Below are 17,960 nucleotides of genomic sequence, written 5' to 3' on the forward strand. Positions count from 1 at the left end.
TGTGAAGCTTGTCAGAAATCGCATTGCAGCCAAAGGAGCAAAATTACTATTTAGAGAATTAGTTAAAGGCTTGAAGTGATAAAAGAGGAATTATGGCGATTGAACTGTACAAAATTGAATACGTCGAAATGACCCCATCTGAGGCAGAAGATTCAGAAGAGGGTTTAGAAATTTTGGAGGTTGTCGCAGAAGTTGACGGCGATGTATTTGACGCAGTTCATTTTTGGGCAATAGATATGGAATGGACTCTAGTCAATCACAACCAAATTGGAGAAGGCATCCCAAAATTATATTTGTCCCCAACGCATTACATGGTTTTGTAGCTATGAATGAAGATGAAGCCAAGATTTATGATTTGCTGCTACGGGCTGGGCCACTTCGTGCAGCCCAGATCCATGAAACGTTACACATGGGATTTCATCGGCTATATCCAGCCTTGCATCGACTTAGGAAGCAGGACTTTGTACAAGGTCGGAAGCAACCTGGGAACAAGTTGACTTACGAGCTTACAGGCTTGAAACCTGTAAAGTGACTTTAGGGAGATAAGCAAAAATCCATATTATCGATACAAAAGAATTTCGATAATATAGATTCTTTATAAATGGAATCAATAATAGTCAGCCTCAAATGACTTTAGGGAGATTATGGCTTACTACTACAAACTGGAGGGGCAAAACCCTGTTGCTATTGAGTCCTTTATTGAATGGTCTTTGTGGCTAATGTCAGCCAAAACCATAGTCATGATCAACGAACTCAAAGACTGTATAATCTCAACTAGATTTGTAGGCATAGACTTGAACCCTGGTAGCTGCAACTCTAACTCGCTACCAATGGTGTTTGAAACGTTGGTCATGGGTGGGGCACTTGATGGAAAAAAGAATTTGTACCCCACTTGGGACGAAGCTATACAGGGGCATCTCAAAATATGCACTCAAGTCTCTAAGTTAACTGTGAGTTAACTATGAGTTGTCTCCAACTTGACTATAAATTCCCTGTTCCCTGTTCCCCATTCCCCATTCCCCATTCTCAATTGTCTAGAGTGAATGGGCGATCCCCGTTTTCGTGGCGTTTATTTCTTGCTAGCAACCTTACTTGAGATAGATCCAGCCAAAAAACTGCGGGAAGAATTGATTCAATACGCCGCCGACACCAAAGACAATACGGTGAGTAATACTTTTGTGCAGTTATTGCGAACCAGATAATTTGTAATTCGTAATGATGCTTGAGGATATGATTTGAGTTCTGAGTGGGGAATCTTACTTCTTTACTCAGAACTATCTTGCCCAAGTTTATTAGACAGCTAACGAAGATTAGCGATCGCGTTTAGCAGAACGGTGCGATGCCTCGCCATTGGTTGCGGGTGGTGCTGCTTTACGTTTAGCCGATGTCCGTGGTAACGGTTTAGGAGTCCGAGCCGGACGCTTATCACCCCCAGATTTGGGTCTGTGTTGCCGTCCATTGGGGATTGCTTCAGGCTGAATATCAGGGTTGGGGCCAAAGCCAGCCACCACTTCCCTTGGCAAACGCTGCTGAATCAGTTTTTCGATATCTGTTAATAAAGGGTATTCATCAACGGACACCAGCGATATGGCTTCACCTGACGCGCCAGCCCGACCAGTGCGCCCAATACGATGAACATAATCTTCTGGTACATTGGGCAGATCGAAGTTGACTACATGGGGCAGTTCGCTGATATCAAGACCCCTAGCAGCAATGTCTGTGGCCACCAATACCTGTAAACTGCCATTCTTGAATTTTGCCAGAGCATTAGTACGCACCGGCTGGCTCTTATTCCCGTGGATTGCCAGTGCTTGTATGCGGTCTTCGCCTAACTGCTTAACCAAACGGTCTGCCCCATACTTGGTACGAGTAAACACTAGCACTTGATACCAATTATCTCGCCGAATTAGGTGAGCAAGTAATTGGCGTTTCTTATCGCGGTCTACTTGGTAAATTTTTTGTGCGATCGTCTCGGCGGTAACGTTGCGGCGTGCTACCTCAATCATCTTCGGGTTATTGAGCAGTCCGGCGGCGAGTGCCTTAATTTTGTCTGAGAAGGTAGCGAAGAATAGTAAATTTTGTCGCTGTTTGGGCAAAAGTGCAAGGATGCGGCGGATATCATGAATAAAGCCCATGTCCAGCATCCGGTCTGCTTCGTCTAGCACCAAAACTTCAATATGCGAGAGGTTGAGCGTGCCTTGCTGTACGTGATCTAGCAATCGTCCTGGAGTAGCCACCAAAATATCGACTCGGTTCTTCAAACGCTGTTTTTGCAGATTAATACCGACTCCGCCAAACATCACCATCGAGTTTAGCTGTAAGTATTTGCCGTACTCACGCACGCTTTCTTCCACTTGGGCGGCGAGTTCACGAGTCGGGGTGAGAATCAGCGCCCGGATCGGTCGGTATCCATTAGATGTACTTTTGCTCTTTTCAGACGACAACCGATGCAGAAGCGGCAAGGTAAAACTAGCAGTCTTTCCAGTCCCAGTTTGGGCCCCAGCTAGCAAATCGCTACCCGACAAGACGGCAGGAATCGCCTGTATCTGAATTGGCGTAGGTTCGGTGTACCCTCGCTCTGTAACCGCACGGATAATTTCATTGGACAAGCCGAGAGTAGAAAAATCCATAAAACTCCAAAAATAACATCGGCCTGTCACCAATGGCGGTGTCAGTCTTAGGCGGACGGATAAAAAAGCATTGAAAAGCTGGATGGGCAATAGCGCGAAGACTGAAGAGCGAGTGCCGCAGTTCCACATTCTAACAGATTGTAGTCTATTGTGTGGTTAAAGTTGCTCTGATTCAGTGTTGTGTTAAATTAGCATTACTTGGAATCTTAAAGTGTTGAACAACTAGGAGAAATTCGTTATCGCAATCCAAAAGCAACTGATTAATTCACAAATCAAGTCACCTCATGTCTTCTTGATTGACCATGAGAATAATAATCGTGGTCTGATCGACACTAATGAGGCACTACAGTTAGCCGAGAGCTTAGAGCTTGACTTGGTTGTAGTCTCCCAAGGTAAAGAAGCTCCGATCGCCAAAATTCTTAATTATGGCAAGCTTCAGTATCAAAAGAAAAAACGTCAGAGCCAGAGTGCTAGACCGACGGTAAAAGAAGTTAGATTTGGTCTAAATGTGGGCATCGCTGATTACAATTTACGGATTGAAAAAGCAGTTGGTTGGTTGAGTAAAGGCGACTCGGTGAAGTTTGCCATTCGTTTACGAGGCCGAGAACATCAATATCGTGACCAAGCGGGAGAACTGCTAGACAGAATTGCAAAAGACCTCAGTCAAGTAGGTAAAATCCAGTCACTGGATAAACGCTCATTAATTGTTCAAGTCATTCCTGCCTAATTAATCTAGCGATCGCTGGAGGATGTATTTGTGCCAGCTTTTGACACTCCCATGGCTGTGAAAGCATTGCTATTGCTTGTTTTCATATCAAGCCGTGGGATTTTAGCTCAATGCTAAGAAAGGAAAAAAGCTGGATGATAGTCCACAGCACTCCATAAGCTCAGAATAGGACATAGCGGAATGGCACTAAGTTAAGCTGAAGAGTATGCAGCGTAAGGATTGCAGAGGGGCTAGAAGGCAAGGGTGCAGAGGGGAATTTATAAATATCCGAACGCAATACCTAAAACTTCCCCTCTGCTCCCCTGCTCCCCTGCTCCCCTGCCGCCTCAACGATTTTCCCTTTACAAGCGTGCCATTCGGACATAGCCAATCAATCGGCGCATTTAGCGATTAGGTGTGTCAACGCATTAATCAAGCGATCGCTTTCCATTGGTACAATGTCCTTTCCATGCATCACATCTTGAGTAATGTGAAAATGCACCAATGCTCCTATGAAAATTCTTGCTGTTGCTTCTGGATCAGGTATGTTTAGTTCAGAAGCCGCTAAGTAGTGAGTGAGAGTTTCCGTTACTGGCTTAATTATCGCATGAATACAAATTTTAGCTAACTCAGGAAAACGACCAGATTCCCCGATTAGAACTCGCATAAATGCACTATGTTCTTTGTCATTAACCATCTGCTCTAATGCTTTGGTTGCTATCTGGCGTAGTATGGCAGCTGGTTCTCCCTCAATAGGTTCTGTGCCAAAAATGGAGTTGTTTTTTTTGCTTGCCAGTTGCTCTATCAGGACTTTAAAAAGTCCTTCTTTATCTTGAAAGTGGCTATAGACTGTCGCTTTAGATACACCTGCTGCTACTGCTACTCGATCCATGCTTGTACCAGCATAGCCATGTTGAAGGAATTCTTGCATTGCCCCTTGCAGAATTTGCTCCACTTTATCAACAGAATTGTCTCGATCTACTTCACCAGCTTTGATCCGTACCATTTATTAATCATCCTTTCGTATAAACAATATTAATAGATGCTGCAAAATACCTCTGTACAAAATAGCGAAAATAAATATATTCGATAAAGCCCAAAAGCCTCTGTTATCAGCTTTTCTCTTTTCTACTTTCTTGGAATAAACAATCGATTTCAATTGTCAATAGCATTTTGCTGCATAATGCCGAGCAAATTGATTGATGAGTTTAGTTGGATCGTATTGACTAAACTAGTCCGTTTAGTTTAGCATAAATTGAACTGGACAGTTTAGTACATGTTGCTACTGGTGGTAAGGGGAAAAGAGTATGGAGCAAAACAGAAATTCAGAGGGTTTAGGGTCTTCTCGGAATCCTTTGCGATCGCCTGTTCTACTTGCAATAATTGCAGCACTAGCAATAGGTGGACTCAGTGTTTATGCTGTGATGAAGTTTCAGGCTACAGCCAATGAAAAACAAAAAATACCAGTAGCAGTTCAGCCTGTGGTAAAAACCGTAACAGGATTAGGGCGGTTGGAGCCAAAGGGAGAGGTAATAAAACTGTCAGCGCCATCTTCTGGTGAAGGTAATCGGGTAGAGCAACTATTGGTGAAAGAAGGCGATCGCGTCAAAGCTGGGCAGGTAATTGCAATTATGGATAGCCGCGATCGCTTACAAGCTACTTTGGGTGAAGCCCAAAAACAAGTTCAAGTTGCCAAATCTCGCCTTAACCAGGTAAAAGCAGGAGCCAAACAGGGAGAAATTGGAGTGCGTCAAGCTGCTGTAAATCGTCTGCAAGTAGAACTGGAAGGAAACATTAAAACTCAGCAAGCGACAATTAATCGTCTAGAAGCAGAACTCCTTGGGCAACAACGGAGCTTGCAAGCAACAGTGGCTCGTGTCGCAGCCGAGAAACGTAATGCGCAAGTTGAGGTGCAGCGCTACGAGACTTTATATAAAGCAGGAGCAATTTCTAGCCAAGAAGTTGATAGCAGACGCTTAAACGCCGAAACTTCCACTCAAGCATTAATTGAAAGCCAAGCCACTCAGACAAGAACTGTAGCCACCCTCCAACAACAGCTTAACGAAGCAAAAGCCAACCAAGATCAAACCCTCGCCAGCTTGCAACAGCAGATTAAGGAAGCAAAAGCTAACCTGAATCAAACTGCTGAAGTCCGTCCCACAGATATAGCAAATGTACAGGCAGAGATAGATAGCGCTCAAGCCACTGTGGATAAAATTAGAGCAGAACTAGCGCAAGCATACGTTGTGGCTCCTAAATCCGGTCGAATTTTGGAGATTAATACCCGAGCCGGAGAAACTGTTGGCAATGAAGGAATTGTCGCTCTAGGTCAAACCGACCAGATGTATGCAGTAGTAGAAGTCTACCAAAGTGATATCCAGAGAGTGCGTCCAGGACAGGATGTGCGGGTAAGTAGTGATTCTTTACACAATGAATTAGAGGGAAGAGTGGATTGGATTGGTATGCAGGTAAAGCGGCAAAATTTGATCAATACTGATCCCTCTAGCAATATTGATGCCAGAGTAGTGGAAGTTCATGTGCAATTGAATAAACTATCCAGCCAAAACGCTTCCAGTTTTACTAATTTGCAAGTCAAGGCAGTGATTGAACTATGATTGGATTTATCCAGCAACTGCGGCAGCGAACCCCTTTAGGATGGCTGCAACTGAGTCATGAAAAAGGTCGTTTTTTAGTGGCATTGTCAGGCATTGCCTTTGCCGATGTTCTAATGTTCATGCAGCTAGGGTTTCAGACTGCCTTGTTTGAAAGTAATACAATCCTGCATCGCAGTATGGAGGCTGATATGTTTGTCATCAGTCCTCAAGCACGTAACTTAGCAAATATGTCTAACTTTACACGGCGACGGCTGTATCAAGCAATGGATGTGCCAGGTGTAAAGTCGGCAGAAGGAATGTATATCAACATTGTTGATTGGAAAAATCCCCAAACACATAAGAAGACGACAATATTAGTTATGGGGTTCAATCCCGATCAGCAAGTGTTTAACTTAGCGGATGTGAATCGCCAGGTAGATGCTGTGAAGCTACCAGATACCGTTCTCTTTGATCGCGCCTCTAGAGGAGATTATAATGAAGCGATCGCCAAGATTGAACAAGGTAAAACTGTCACAACCGAAATAGAACGGCGGACAATTACCGTTAGCGGCTTATTTACAGTCGGGGCTTCCTTCATAGCTGATGGTACTTTGATCACCAGCGACCAGAACTTTTTGCGATTATTTCCCAGACAAGATGCAAGTGGTGTTAGTCTCGGTTTGGTGCAGTTGCAACCAGGCTCTGACCCAAAACAGATGAAAGCAGCTTTAGAAGCTCATTTAGATAATGATGTCAAAGTTTTAACTAAAGCAGAATTTATTGAATTTGAAATAAATTACTGGAAAACAAATACTGCTATCGGATTTATCTTCAGTCTGGGTGTAGGAATGGGGTTTATGGTAGGCGTGATTATCGTCTATCAGGTTCTTTCTACAGATGTGAATTCTCACATGAAAGAATACGCCACCTTCAAAGCAATGGGGTATAACAATCTCTACTTATTAGGTGTGGTATTTGAAGAGGCGATAATTTTGGCAGTCTTGGGCTTTATCCCTGGAGCGATCGCACCTTTAGGACTTTATCATTTAACTCGTAATGCTACAAATTTGCCACTTTACATGACCGGTGCGCGAGCTTTGACAGTATTAACCTTGACTATGATTATGTGTATAATTTCTGGTGCGATCGCCACCCGGAAATTACAGTCTGCTGACCCCGCAGATATGTTTTAGAAATTGTCATTTGTCATTGGTCATTGGTCATTTGCAAAGGAAAAATGATCGTCATCACGAGTAATCGAGCTATTTATGATTAATCAATCCGTAATCTCTGTTAAAAATCTCGACCACTACTTCGGTCATGGTCAACTTCGCAAGCAAGTTCTCTTTGATATCAACCTGGATATTAACGCCGGTGAAATTATTATTATGACTGGGCCTTCTGGTTCTGGTAAAACTACACTTCTCACCTTATCAGGCGGCTTGCGTTCTGCCCAATCTGGCAGTTTGCAGATATTAGGAAAAGAACTTTGTGGTGCAAGTACAGCAAAACTTACCCAGGTGCGACGCAATAACGGTTATATTTTCCAAGCGCACAACTTGCACGGTAGCCTGACAGCACTCCAGAACGTCAGAATGGGCTTGGAAGTGCATAATAATATTTCACCGGCAGAAATGAAAATCCGAGCAACCCAAATGTTAGAGGAGGTAGGATTAGGAGAACGCCTAAATTACTATCCTAATGATTTGTCTGGGGGACAAAAACAAAGAGTTGCGATCGCTCGTGCGTTGGTCGGTCGTCCTAAAATTGTCTTAGCGGATGAACCCACCGCCGCCCTTGATAGTAAATCTGGACGAGATGTGGTTAACCTCATGCAAAAACTAGCTAAAGAACAGGATTGTACCATTCTCTTAGTGACTCATGACAACCGCATTCTAGATATTGCCGATCGCATCGTCTATATGGAAGATGGCAAGTTAGTAAACGATCGTGCTGTTGTTACAGCCGGTTAGCTGATTCTCCCCAAACGGTTGCAAAAAAGATTTCGATCGGAGAATCGTCCCTGTAATTTCACTAATGCCAATCTACCCACGCATCTGCTAGAGATTTGAAAGGTTTACTACTATATTAAGAAATGCTTGCCAGAGTCTGGAGTGCATCAATTGTGGGCATCGATGCCGTCAAAGTAGGCGTAGAAGTCGATGTGTCGGGGGGATTACCGGGAATTGTTGTCTTGGGACTACCAGATTCAGCGATTCAAGAATCGAGAGAAAGAGTTAAAGCAACGCTGAAAAATGCAGGTTTCGCTTTTCCCATGCGGAAAATTGTGATCAATTTAACTCCGGCAGATTTACGCAAAGAAGGCCCCTGTTTCGATTTGCCCATTAGTGTGGGAATTTTGGCGGCTTCTGAACAAGTTAGCGCTGATTTGTTGGGGGATTATCTATTCTTGGGCGAAGTGTCTCTCGATGGCAGTTTGCGTCCGGTGGCTGGTGTTTTACCGATCGCAGCCGCAGCTCAAAAAATGGGAATTGCAGGTTTAGTTATCCCTGCTGATAATGCCCAAGAAGCCGCAGTGGTTCAAGGCTTGGCTGTTTATGGCTGCAAACATCTGTCTGAGGTGGTGGATCTTTTAAATAATCCAGGGCGTTACAAACCTGTGCAGATGGATGATACAGTAGACAGAACAATAGAATCTTACCCTAGTGCAGATTTGCATGATGTCAAAGGACAAGCTCATGCGCGTCGGGCTTTAGAAATTGCTGCTGCTGGTGGACATAATTTAATTTTTGTCGGGCCGCCTGGTAGTGGGAAAACCATGTTAGCAAGGCGCTTACCAGGAATTTTACCGCCTCTGAGTTTTGCCGAATCTTTGGAAGTGACTCGCATCCATTCAGTGGCTGGTTTATTGAAAAATCGCGGTTCGTTGGTACGCGATCGCCCTTTTCGCAGTCCCCACCACTCGGCATCAGGGCCTTCTCTGGTTGGTGGTGGTAGCTTTCCTCGTCCTGGGGAAATTTCATTATCTCACAATGGCATATTATTCTTGGATGAATTAACAGAATTTAAACGTGATGTTTTAGAATTTCTGCGTCAGCCTTTAGAAGATGGCTATGTGACAATTTCTCGTACCAAACTATCGGTAACGTTTCCCGCGCAGTTTACTTTGGTGGCGAGTACCAATCCCTGTCCTTGCGGTTACTATGGCGATACCATCCAACAATGTACTTGTTCTCCCCGCCAACGCGAGCAATATTGGGCAAAACTTTCTGGGCCGTTGATGGATCGAATTGATTTACAAGTTGCGGTAAATCGCTTGAAACCAGAAGAAATTACCCAACAACCTACGGGAGAAGCATCAACATCAGTGCTACAACGAGTGCAACAAGCAAGCGATCGCGCCATTACCCGCTTTGAAGGTGAAGCAAATCTGCGTTGCAATGCCCAGATGCAAAGTCGTCATCTCCAGAAATGGTGCAAGCTAGATGATGCTAGTCGCAATTTATTAGAAGTAGCCATTAGAAAATTAGGTTTATCAGCCAGAGCTAGCGATCGCATTCTCAAAGTAGCACGAACAATTGCAGATTTAGCGGGAGATGATGAGCTAAAAACTAGTCATGTGGCGGAAGCAATTCAATATCGCACGATAGATAGGATGCAATAGCAATCGGGAGCAATGCGATTTTGTGAGGTGAGTAAGCAGGGGAGGCAGGGGAGGCAGGGGGAGAGAAATAATTTAAGTATATTTTCCAGTTTTTTAGTAGCAAAATATACTAAAACTTTTCTTTACTCCCCCTGCTCCCCCTGCTCCCCCTGCCTCCCCTGCTCCCCCTGCTCATTAGACGATGATCTCACTTTTTCGCGTTGCTCCCATAGCAATCTTGGGCATTGCTGATTGATGGGATGAGTTTTGTTTCGTGCAAAGAAAGGCATAAAGGTGCGAAAAATCAATCTTTAGTAGGGGCGCAAGGCATTGCACCCCTACGACAGGTGTGGTTCAAATACATGAAAACTGCTGTAAAGTAAATATACTGACGATCGCTTAGGACGCAGAAGAAATTAACTGACCAATACGCTTGAGAATTTGCAAAACGGCGTACAATTCTTTGGCGGATGCAAACGGGGCAAATACTCTTGACAGGTCGTACTGTGGTGTATTTTTTTGCGTCACTTTGACAAATAAAATATCGTCTCCATTCGTCACCATACCAAACACAGGTTTACTAGGGTTGGGGTTAGCCATCATATAAGCTAGGGCTTGCGGTACAGCCGACCAAACAGACAGCGTGGTTTTTTTCGACTCTAACACCACGACCCACAACTGATTTTGTAGCACTAAAACGTCAATCCGTCCGCGCAGTATCTCTTCGCCATCATCCAGCACTAGTTCCACAGATGATTCAGCTTTAATTTTGAAAGGAGGATCGTAAAACCCAGAAAGTGCAAGTATTGGTGATACCAACAACAATATGACTGTCCCTTCTAGTAAATCACCTCCGGCGCGGTGATAAAGATATCTTCGCCGAATGACATCTACAGAGGCTTTTTCTGCTTCTGTAATTTCAGACGATTCCTGATGCCACTCTGGGAAAAATTGCTCGTCTTCAATACGGACAAAACCGAATCGATTTTCTGCATCCTGAAGAGTGGTAATCGCTTCTGTAATTGCTGCCGTTTGTTTCATTGGTTTTAGGTAACTGTAGCACATTTCTATTATCGCCAATTGGCGCGAGCGCTCACTCATAAAGTATTCCGATTAAATTCCTCCTCAAGGACGCTTTACAAACTCCCTTGGGAGGATGTCGCTAACTAGAGAATAAGTATCAAATATATCAGGAAGTAAGCGATATCCTCTTAGAAGGAGACTGGTTGGATGAATTGGCAGGCGATTTGGAAGTTGTTTCAAGAGACATTCAAAGAATGGAGTGAGGATAAAGCTTCACGGTTAGCGGCGGCGTTAGCTTATTACACGATTTTTTCTATTGCACCGTTGTTAATTATTGTAATTGCGATCGCCGGGGCAGTATTTGGAGAAGAGGCCGCAAGGGGTCAAATTGTCGGACAAATTCAAGGTTTAGTGGGGATAGAAGGCGCAAAGTTTCTCGAATCAGCCATTCAGAATGCTAATCAACCAAAGACAGGAGCGATCGCTTCTATCATTAGTATCGTAGTTCTGCTAGTGGGTGCTACTGGTTTATTTACCGAGTTGCAAGATGCCATGAACACGATTTGGGAAGTTAAACCCAAACCCGGACGCGGTGTAACTAACATCATTCGTCTACGCGTTTTGTCCTTTGCAATGGTCATAGGTATCGGCTTTTTACTATTAGTTTCTCTGGTAATTAGTACAGCCTTGACAACATTAGTAACATACTTTAGCAACTTGTTACCTGGTGTCGATTTTCTCTGGCAGCTTGTCAATTTTGTTCTCTCTTTTGCTATAACTACAGTCCTATTCGGACTAATCTTTAAAGTTTTACCAGATGTTAACATTGCTTGGCGTGATGTTTTAGTTGGAGCTTCTCTCACCTCAGCTTTGTTCTCAATTGGGAGGTTTTTATTAGGACAATATTTAGGGAATGGAAGTTTTGGTTCAGCTTATGGTGCTGCTGGTTCGCTGGTGGTAATTTTGGCTTGGGTTAACTATGCCGCACAGATTCTTTTTTTCGGGGCTGAATTTACCCAAGTTTATGCCAGAAGGTATGGAAAAGGCATAACACCAACGAAACATGCCATACCTTTATCTGATAACACCGAATATAATGGCAAGGCTCCAACGAGGCAATCGTCTACTAATAAAAAGCCACCTTCTAATTTGATTAATCGCTTATTCCAGTCTTTGAAAAAGCCCAAGCGCTTAAAAAAGAAAAGGAAAAACCCGCGACTTTAATCCTTAGATAGTGAGATTTTATGTTTGTAACTCTGATAAATATTAAAGTATTTAATCTCTAATAAAAATCAGTTTTATGAAATAAGAACGTAGATAAATAACCTAATACTGGATTTTTTCCAGAAGTCTATTGAAAAAGGAAGAAAATCAGTGCTAATGGAAAAATGGTTTTTTATCAATTGGCAAGCAATTTTTGTTCCTAGCATCAGCGTCTTTGAGTTGATTATTCGCGGTTCGCTGGTTTATTTAGCGCTGTTCTCAGTGTTACGTTTCCTTCCTAGCCGCCAACTAGGAACATTAGGAATTACTGATTTACTCGTAGTAGTGCTATTTGCTGAAGCTGCCCAAAATGCTATGGCAAGTAATTATACATCGATTACCGAAGGCGGTATCTTGGTAGGAACTGTGATTTTTTGGAGTTATTTGTTGAACTGGTTAGGCTACAAAATACCCCAGTTCCAACGTTTTTTGAATCAGCCACCGTTACTACTGGTAAAAAATGGTCGGATGATTCAGCGTCATTTGCAACAAGAGTTAATTACAGACGATGAGTTGATGAGCAAGTTACGTCAGCAAGGTGTAGAATTTTTAGCAGATGTGAAGTTTGCATATATGGAAGCTGATGGTAGGATTAGCATCATCACCTCTGACTCAAAAACTAATTCTGTCCCTGAGCCAAAAACAGCATTAAAAATTGATCTACATTAATTAGACTGTAAAATATGACGGTTGTATTCTGTGCCGAATTGTGATTGAGCGTTATACTTTGCCCGAAATGGCTAATCTATGGAGTGAAGCCTATAAACTAAAAACTTGGCTGCAAGTCGAGATTGCTGTTTGTGAGGCTCAAGCTGAACTGGGTTACATTCCATCTCAGGCGGTTGAGGAAATCAAGGCTAAGGCAGATTTTGACCCCAAGCGGGTGTTAGAAATTGAGGCTGTAGTTCGCCACGATGTCATCGCTTTCTTGACAAATGTCAACGAATATGTTGGTGATGCCGGACGCTACATTCACCTGGGTTTAACTAGTTCGGATGTTTTGGATACAGCTTTAGCACTGCAATTGGTTGCTAGCTTAGATCTATTATTGCAACGTCTGGAAGATTTGATTGAGGTAATTCGTGAAAAAGCACGGGAACATCGTCATACTGTGATGGCAGGCCGATCGCACGGTATTCACGCTGAACCGATTACTTTTGGTTTCAAGCTAGCTGGCTGGTTAGCAGAAGTGTTGCGACACCAAGAACGCTTGAGAATTCTCCGCCAAACCATTGCTGTGGGTAAAATTTCTGGTGCGGTGGGAACTTATGCCAATGTTGAACCTCGTGTAGAAGCGATCGCTTGCCAAAAACTCGGACTCCAACCCGATACGGCCTCAACACAAGTTATTTCCCGCGATCGCCACGCCGACTACGTGCAACAATTAGCCTTGGTAGCGGCATCCATCGAACGTTTTGCTGTAGAAATTCGCAATCTGCAAAAAACAGACGTTTTGGAAGTTGAAGAATTCTTTGCCAAAGGTCAAAAAGGCTCCTCAGCCATGCCACACAAGCGCAACCCCATCCGTTCGGAACGGCTGACGGGAATGGCACGACTGGTCAGAAGCCATGCCGGTGCAGCTTTAGAAAACGTTGCTCTTTGGCATGAGAGGGATATTTCCCACAGTTCTGTAGAACGGGTAATTTTACCAGATGCTTGTACTTTGACGCATTTTATGTTATTAGAAATAACCGACTTGGTGAAAAACCTGTTGGTCTATCCTGAAAATATGGAACGAAATCTCAACTGCTACGGCGGCGTTGTCTTCAGTCAAAAAGTGCTACTTGCCTTGATAGACAAGGGAAGCAGCCGCGAAGAAGCTTATGCGATGGTTCAAGAAAGCGCTCATATCGCTTGGAACAAACCAGGAGGGAATTTCCAGGACTTAATTAGCAAAGATCCTCGCGTTACCGAAAAGTTGTCCCCAACAGAACTAGAAGTCTGTTTCGATCCCCAACAGCATCTCCAGCATTTAGAAGAAGTTTACCAACGATTGGGAATTTAGGATTAATTGGCCTGTGCTGTAGGGACAATTAATGAATTGTCCCTACAGCGGATAGTAAAGAATATAAAAATACCAAAAATCTCTAGTATTACTTCTTAAAGACTGTCTGCTTGATGCTGGAATTATCGCCAGCACTGGGTAATATAAATCACAGATATTTACTTATTTATTTATTAATACTACGAGTGCTTTAATGATTGAAATCCTAGCCACACTTTCTGCATCTGCGGCAGCAGGAATGAGAATAGGCATACCTTTGCTGATTATTGGATTATTGCAAGGTAGTGACTTATGGTCACAAGTCCCAATTTTATCTCACATTTCTCCACCAATATTGTTAGGCTGCCTCACCTTTTGGTCTTTATTTGAATTATTAGCCTCAAAAAAACTATGGGGGCAAAGATTGCTACAACTGGTTCAGTTACTCATGTCTCCCATCGTCGGGGCAATCATGGGGTTAGCAGTAGCCAACGCAACAGCAACACCAAACTGGCTAATTGCCTGTATTGGTGGTTCCTTAGCTTTAGTACTCCAGCTAGTTCAAGTTGGTTGGTTTTATCGGTTACGTGGCTTACCCTTGTGGGCAGTCTTTCTTCAAGATACGTTGTGTATTGCTCTAGTACTTTTTGCCTTTGATGCTCCCTGGCAAGGAGGATTAATTGCTTTAATAATGCTCTGGTTTGCAGTTCGTAGCGCTAAACAGTGGTATGACTGGTATCACAAGGGTAGGAGGCATAGAGCATAGAGGGGAGCAATGCGATTATTGTGAGGTGGGTAAACAGGGGAGGCAGGGGGGGAATCAAGAAATTAAGTGTATTTTGGACTATCTTGGCAGCAAAAATTACTAAATATTTCTCTTTACTCCCCCTGCCTCCCCTACTCCCCCTGCTCCCCCTGCTCATTGGACGATGTTACTGCAAAAGCCCAATCATGTGCAAGAAGCCGTGACCGGTAATTAGCTCGATGATTAAGGCAATGAACCCCAGCATGGCAATCCGACCATTCCAGACTTCAGCGCTAGTAGTTAGACCCCATTCCCAACGTTCTTGGGGGTACATTTTCACCATTTTTTTCATTTGGGCAGCTTGCGAAAGCTTGAAGCTGGGGTTTTTCAGCGCATCAATCACTAAGTCTGCAAGTGCATTAATAAATACTGGATGAGTATTAGGAGCAGGGACGCGGCGGAAGTTATGAATTCCTGATTCTTCTGCTACTTCCCGATACTCAATATCAATTTCTTGCAGTGTCTCAATATGCTCTGAGACAAAACTAATAGGCACGACAACCAAATCTTTAATACCTTGTGCGCCTAGTTCTTTGAGCGCATCTTCAGTATAGGGTTGCAGCCATTCTACCGGGCCAACACGACTTTGGTAAGCTAAAGTGTGAGCATTGGCACGATTGAGAGTCTGCATAATCAGAGCAGTACATTCCTCAATTTCTTGCTGGTAAGGGTCGCCAGCTTCTTCAACGTAGCTTTTAGGAACGCCGTGAGCGCTGAAGAATATATGAACCTCATCTGGGTTAGGAAACTGCTCAAGTTCTTGGGCTATGAGTTCCGCCATTGCTTGGAGGTAGCCTGGTTGTTTGTACCAAGAAGGAATAACGGTGTATTCAATGGGCTGAAGTTTTGGGTCTTCTTGCCAAAGTTTATCTAAAAGCCGGAAGCTGGAACCACTGGTACTGATAGAAAACTGGGGATATAGTGGTAATATTACCAAGTGTTCTACATTATCTTGGGTAATCTGTGCGATCGCTTCTTCTGTATAGGGGTGCCAATAACGCATTCCCACATAGATATCGGCTTCTTGCCCTAAATAAGCCAGCTGTTCTTTTAAAGCTTCCCCTTGCGCTTCTGTGATCCGTCGGAGTGGGGAACCGCCACCGATTTGCTTATAATTCTCTTGAGATGTTCTGGTTCGCCGCGAGGCAATAAACCAGGCTAGGGGCTTTTGCAACCAGCGAAACGGTAGGCGAATAATTTCCGGATCGGAAAATAGGTTATACAAAAACGGCCCGACATCTTCTAGCTTATCGGGGCCACCGAGATTGAGTAATAAGACGCCTACACGACCCATAGCTGTTACTTTCCCCCAATCTTTTCAGATTTTTTACTAATGTTAACAATATATCTTTATTAAATAATAAAGCTTAATAGCAAGGAAATATGCAATGGCAACAATTTTAAGGGATTGGAGTTACCGCTATCAGTGGTTTTATGATGGTATCTCTCGTTTAGCAGCCTTAAGTGTAGGTGGTGAAGCGCGTTTTCGGCAACTTGCTTTGCAAGGCTTAACAATTCACTCAGATACTCAGGTTTTAGATTTATGTTGCGGTAGCGGTCAAACAACGCATTTTTTGGTGAAAAGTTCACAAAATGTAACAGGATTGGACGCTTCACCTAAGTCTTTGCAACGAGCGCAGTTAAATGTCCCTGAAGCTTCTTATGTGGAAGCTTTTGCCGAAGAGATGCCATTTGCAGATAATCTGTTTGATGTGGTGCATACCAGTGTTGCATTGCACGAGATGCAGCCTCAGCAGTTGCGAAAAATTATGAATGAAGTTTATCGGGTGGTGAAGCCAGGAGGGGTGTTTACGCTGATAGATTTTCACGCTCCGACAAATCCGATATTTTGGCCTGGTATATCACTGTTTTTGTTGTTGTTTGAGACGGAAACAGCTTGGCAATTGTTGAAAACTGATTTGGCTAGATTATTAACTGAGGTTGGATTTGATGAGAGTAAGCCAACTTTATATTCTGGCGGTAGTTTGCAAGTGATACAGGCCAAGAAGTCAAGCATAACGCCTAAATAATAGCAGGTATCTTAACCTACTTTATAGGAATCCGGTTTGATTTGGAGAAAAGATATGTAGGGGAGCCAGTCGTGTGGGCGGGTTTACCGACTTGGGCGTTAGCGACTGTGCGTAGCGTCATTGGCGTTATGTTAGTGACAGCATAACGCACCAAACCCTCGATAATGGTGCGTTACGAACTGCGTTCTAACACACCCTACAATACCTAATTTTGTTCAAAAATAAAATATGATTCCTATCTCAATCTAAAGATGGGTAATTGTTATATTCAATCCCTAATAGAGATTTAGATGAATTGTAATAAAGGTGTGATGTCAAAGTAGCGCCGATGGTCGCCAGTTTCAATCCCTAATAGGGATTTAGATGAATTGCAATGAAGCTGCTGTTCCGATGCTATCTACCTGTGCAGTTTCAATCCCTAATAGGGATTTAGATGAATTGCAATCTTTTCAGGAACACGAATAGGAATAGTAGAACAGTTTCAATCCCTAATAGGGATTTAGATGAATTGCAATATCGCTAATCCTCGTCTTCGACGTAATCCAATTAAGTTTCAATCCCTAATAGGGATTTAGATGAATTGCAATTGGATACCTATAAGTGTTTTTCTAGGGTTCGTAGCTGTTTCAATCCCTAATAGGGATTTAGATGAATTGCAATTTTTCTTCACAATGGATCCGATTACACTTTTGAGTTTCAATCCCTAATAGGGATTTAGATGAATTGCAATGTTTTCAGCCGCATCTAAAGCACGGGATACTTCAGTTTCAATCCCTAATAGGGATTTAGATGAATTGCAATAGTCCAAAGGTTGTCTCACAGTGGAACACGAACAAGTTTCAATCCCTAATAGGGATTTAGATGAATTGCAATCGTATCTCGTTGTCGATTTCCATAATTCAAAATTACGTTTCAATCCCTAATAGGGATTTAGATGAATTGCAATTCCGACCTCGTAGCTTTGTAGCCATTCTTGCTACTGTTTCAATCCCTAATAGGGATTTAGATGAATTGCAATGGCAAGAGCCTGAAACTCAGACTGTATTTAGTTTTCAAGGTGCAGTTGCGCGATTCTTTAGTAATCATAGCATTAGAGAATTCGTTTGGAAAGAGTGTGAGGAATCCCAAGTGACTTACTTCTGAGTTACGGGGGCTTGCGGCTGTTCGCCAGAGGCGGGCTGCTGCACGAGATAGCCCAAAAGTGCGGTAGCAATTCCGCCGATAGCGCCAGCTAAATTGTGATTAATCATGCCAGCACTACCAAGGACAGAGGAGCCACCAGCAATCAAGCCAAAAATTGTAGTTAAAGTGTTGAGGGTAG

General features: G+C 43.3%; 18 protein-coding genes, 1 pseudogene and 1 CRISPR repeat array. Of the genes and pseudogenes, 14 read left to right on the forward strand and 5 right to left on the reverse strand.

Annotated features, from left to right (window positions below; genetic code table 11):
- Positions 1–92: 92 nt before the first annotated feature.
- From V7K42_RS00250 to V7K42_RS00265, 4 genes and pseudogenes are all read left to right on the forward strand, one after another.
- Positions 93–323: a hypothetical protein gene (locus V7K42_RS00250; protein WP_334912442.1), complete on the forward strand. Its 231-nt coding sequence runs from the start codon at positions 93–95 to the stop codon at positions 321–323.
- 2 nt (positions 324–325) lie between these two features.
- Positions 326–532 (forward strand): helix-turn-helix domain-containing protein, encoded by a 207-nt coding sequence (locus tag V7K42_RS00255; protein WP_334912444.1) that lies wholly within the window; start codon positions 326–328, stop codon positions 530–532.
- A gap of 112 nt (positions 533–644) precedes the next feature.
- Positions 645–959, forward strand: a complete 315-nt coding sequence (locus V7K42_RS00260; protein ID WP_334912446.1) for a hypothetical protein — start codon at positions 645–647, stop codon at positions 957–959.
- An 84-nt stretch (positions 960–1,043) separates the two neighbouring features.
- Positions 1,044–1,202 (forward strand): annotated as a pseudogene (locus V7K42_RS00265) (hypothetical protein); the annotation flags it as partial.
- A 108-nt stretch (positions 1,203–1,310) separates the two neighbouring features.
- Here V7K42_RS00265 and V7K42_RS00270 read toward each other — a convergent pair.
- The gene (locus V7K42_RS00270; protein WP_334912450.1) at positions 1,311–2,630 is read right to left on the reverse strand and encodes a DEAD/DEAH box helicase; all 1,320 of its coding nucleotides are present in this window, start codon (positions 2,628–2,630) and stop codon (positions 1,311–1,313) included.
- Positions 2,631–2,889: 259 nt separating this feature from the next.
- On the opposite strand from V7K42_RS00270, the gene infC reads away from it, so the two are divergent.
- Positions 2,890–3,357 carry a translation initiation factor IF-3 gene (gene infC / locus V7K42_RS00275; protein WP_258169853.1) on the forward strand — a complete coding sequence of 156 codons (468 nt, stop codon included), beginning with the start codon at positions 2,890–2,892 and terminating at the stop codon, positions 3,355–3,357.
- Between the two features lie 370 nt (positions 3,358–3,727).
- Here infC and V7K42_RS00280 read toward each other — a convergent pair whose 3' ends face one another.
- Positions 3,728–4,342, reverse strand: coding sequence for a TetR/AcrR family transcriptional regulator (locus V7K42_RS00280; RefSeq protein WP_334912452.1), 615 nt, complete (start codon positions 4,340–4,342; stop codon positions 3,728–3,730).
- Positions 4,343–4,643: 301 nt separating this feature from the next.
- On the opposite strand from V7K42_RS00280, the gene V7K42_RS00285 reads away from it, so the two are divergent.
- The 4 genes from V7K42_RS00285 to V7K42_RS00300 all read left to right on the forward strand — a co-directional run bounded on the left by V7K42_RS00285 (position 4,644) and on the right by V7K42_RS00300 (position 9,555).
- The gene (locus tag V7K42_RS00285) at positions 4,644–5,951 is read left to right on the forward strand and encodes an ABC exporter membrane fusion protein (RefSeq protein ID WP_334912454.1); all 1,308 of its coding nucleotides are present in this window, start codon (positions 4,644–4,646) and stop codon (positions 5,949–5,951) included.
- Positions 5,948–7,123, forward strand: a complete 1,176-nt coding sequence (gene devC, locus V7K42_RS00290) for an ABC transporter permease DevC (RefSeq protein WP_334912456.1) — start codon at positions 5,948–5,950, stop codon at positions 7,121–7,123. The genes V7K42_RS00285 and devC overlap by 4 nt, the downstream gene beginning before the upstream one ends.
- A 75-nt stretch (positions 7,124–7,198) precedes the next feature.
- Positions 7,199–7,903, forward strand: a complete 705-nt coding sequence (locus V7K42_RS00295) for a DevA family ABC transporter ATP-binding protein (protein WP_334912458.1) — start codon at positions 7,199–7,201, stop codon at positions 7,901–7,903.
- A 122-nt stretch (positions 7,904–8,025) separates the two neighbouring features.
- Positions 8,026–9,555, forward strand: a complete 1,530-nt coding sequence (locus V7K42_RS00300; RefSeq protein ID WP_334912460.1) for a YifB family Mg chelatase-like AAA ATPase — start codon at positions 8,026–8,028, stop codon at positions 9,553–9,555.
- A gap of 378 nt (positions 9,556–9,933) precedes the next feature.
- Here the strand turns inward: V7K42_RS00300 and V7K42_RS00305 are convergent, their stop codons facing one another.
- Positions 9,934–10,575, reverse strand: coding sequence for a type I restriction endonuclease (locus V7K42_RS00305; RefSeq protein WP_334912476.1), 642 nt, complete (start codon positions 10,573–10,575; stop codon positions 9,934–9,936).
- A gap of 189 nt (positions 10,576–10,764) precedes the next feature.
- On the opposite strand from V7K42_RS00305, the gene V7K42_RS00310 reads away from it, so the two are divergent.
- From V7K42_RS00310 to V7K42_RS00325, 4 genes are all read left to right on the forward strand, one after another.
- Entirely contained in the window at positions 10,765–11,781 is a 1,017-nt protein-coding gene (locus V7K42_RS00310; protein WP_334912462.1) for a YihY/virulence factor BrkB family protein, read from the forward strand.
- A gap of 156 nt (positions 11,782–11,937) precedes the next feature.
- Positions 11,938–12,489, forward strand: a complete 552-nt coding sequence (locus V7K42_RS00315; RefSeq protein WP_334912464.1) for a DUF421 domain-containing protein — start codon at positions 11,938–11,940, stop codon at positions 12,487–12,489.
- 40 nt (positions 12,490–12,529) lie between these two features.
- Positions 12,530–13,825: an adenylosuccinate lyase gene (gene purB, locus V7K42_RS00320; protein WP_334912466.1), complete on the forward strand. Its 1,296-nt coding sequence runs from the start codon at positions 12,530–12,532 to the stop codon at positions 13,823–13,825.
- A 193-nt stretch (positions 13,826–14,018) separates the two neighbouring features.
- Positions 14,019–14,570 (forward strand): DUF4126 domain-containing protein, encoded by a 552-nt coding sequence (locus V7K42_RS00325; protein WP_334912468.1) that lies wholly within the window; start codon positions 14,019–14,021, stop codon positions 14,568–14,570.
- A 166-nt stretch (positions 14,571–14,736) separates the two neighbouring features.
- Here the strand turns inward: V7K42_RS00325 and hemH are convergent, their stop codons facing one another.
- Entirely contained in the window at positions 14,737–15,903 is a 1,167-nt protein-coding gene (gene hemH, locus V7K42_RS00330; RefSeq protein WP_334912470.1) for a ferrochelatase, read from the reverse strand.
- 94 nt (positions 15,904–15,997) lie between these two features.
- Here hemH and V7K42_RS00335 point away from each other — a divergent pair, with 94 nt between their 5' ends.
- On the forward strand, positions 15,998–16,639 hold the full coding sequence (locus V7K42_RS00335) for a class I SAM-dependent methyltransferase (protein WP_334912472.1): 642 nt from the start codon (positions 15,998–16,000) through the stop codon (positions 16,637–16,639).
- 265 nt (positions 16,640–16,904) lie between these two features.
- Positions 16,905–17,657: a CRISPR direct-repeat array (repeat unit 37 nt; unit sequence GTTTCAATCCCTAATAGGGATTTAGATGAATTGCAAT).
- Between the two features lie 115 nt (positions 17,658–17,772).
- On the opposite strand, the gene V7K42_RS00340 is transcribed toward V7K42_RS00335, so the two are convergent.
- The coding region (locus V7K42_RS00340; RefSeq protein WP_334912474.1) for a hypothetical protein at positions 17,773–17,960 on the reverse strand (188 nt) is incomplete at its 5' end.

This window comes from Nostoc sp. (assembly GCF_036917455.1).
Classification (GTDB): domain Bacteria; phylum Cyanobacteriota; class Cyanobacteriia; order Cyanobacteriales; family Nostocaceae; genus Nostoc.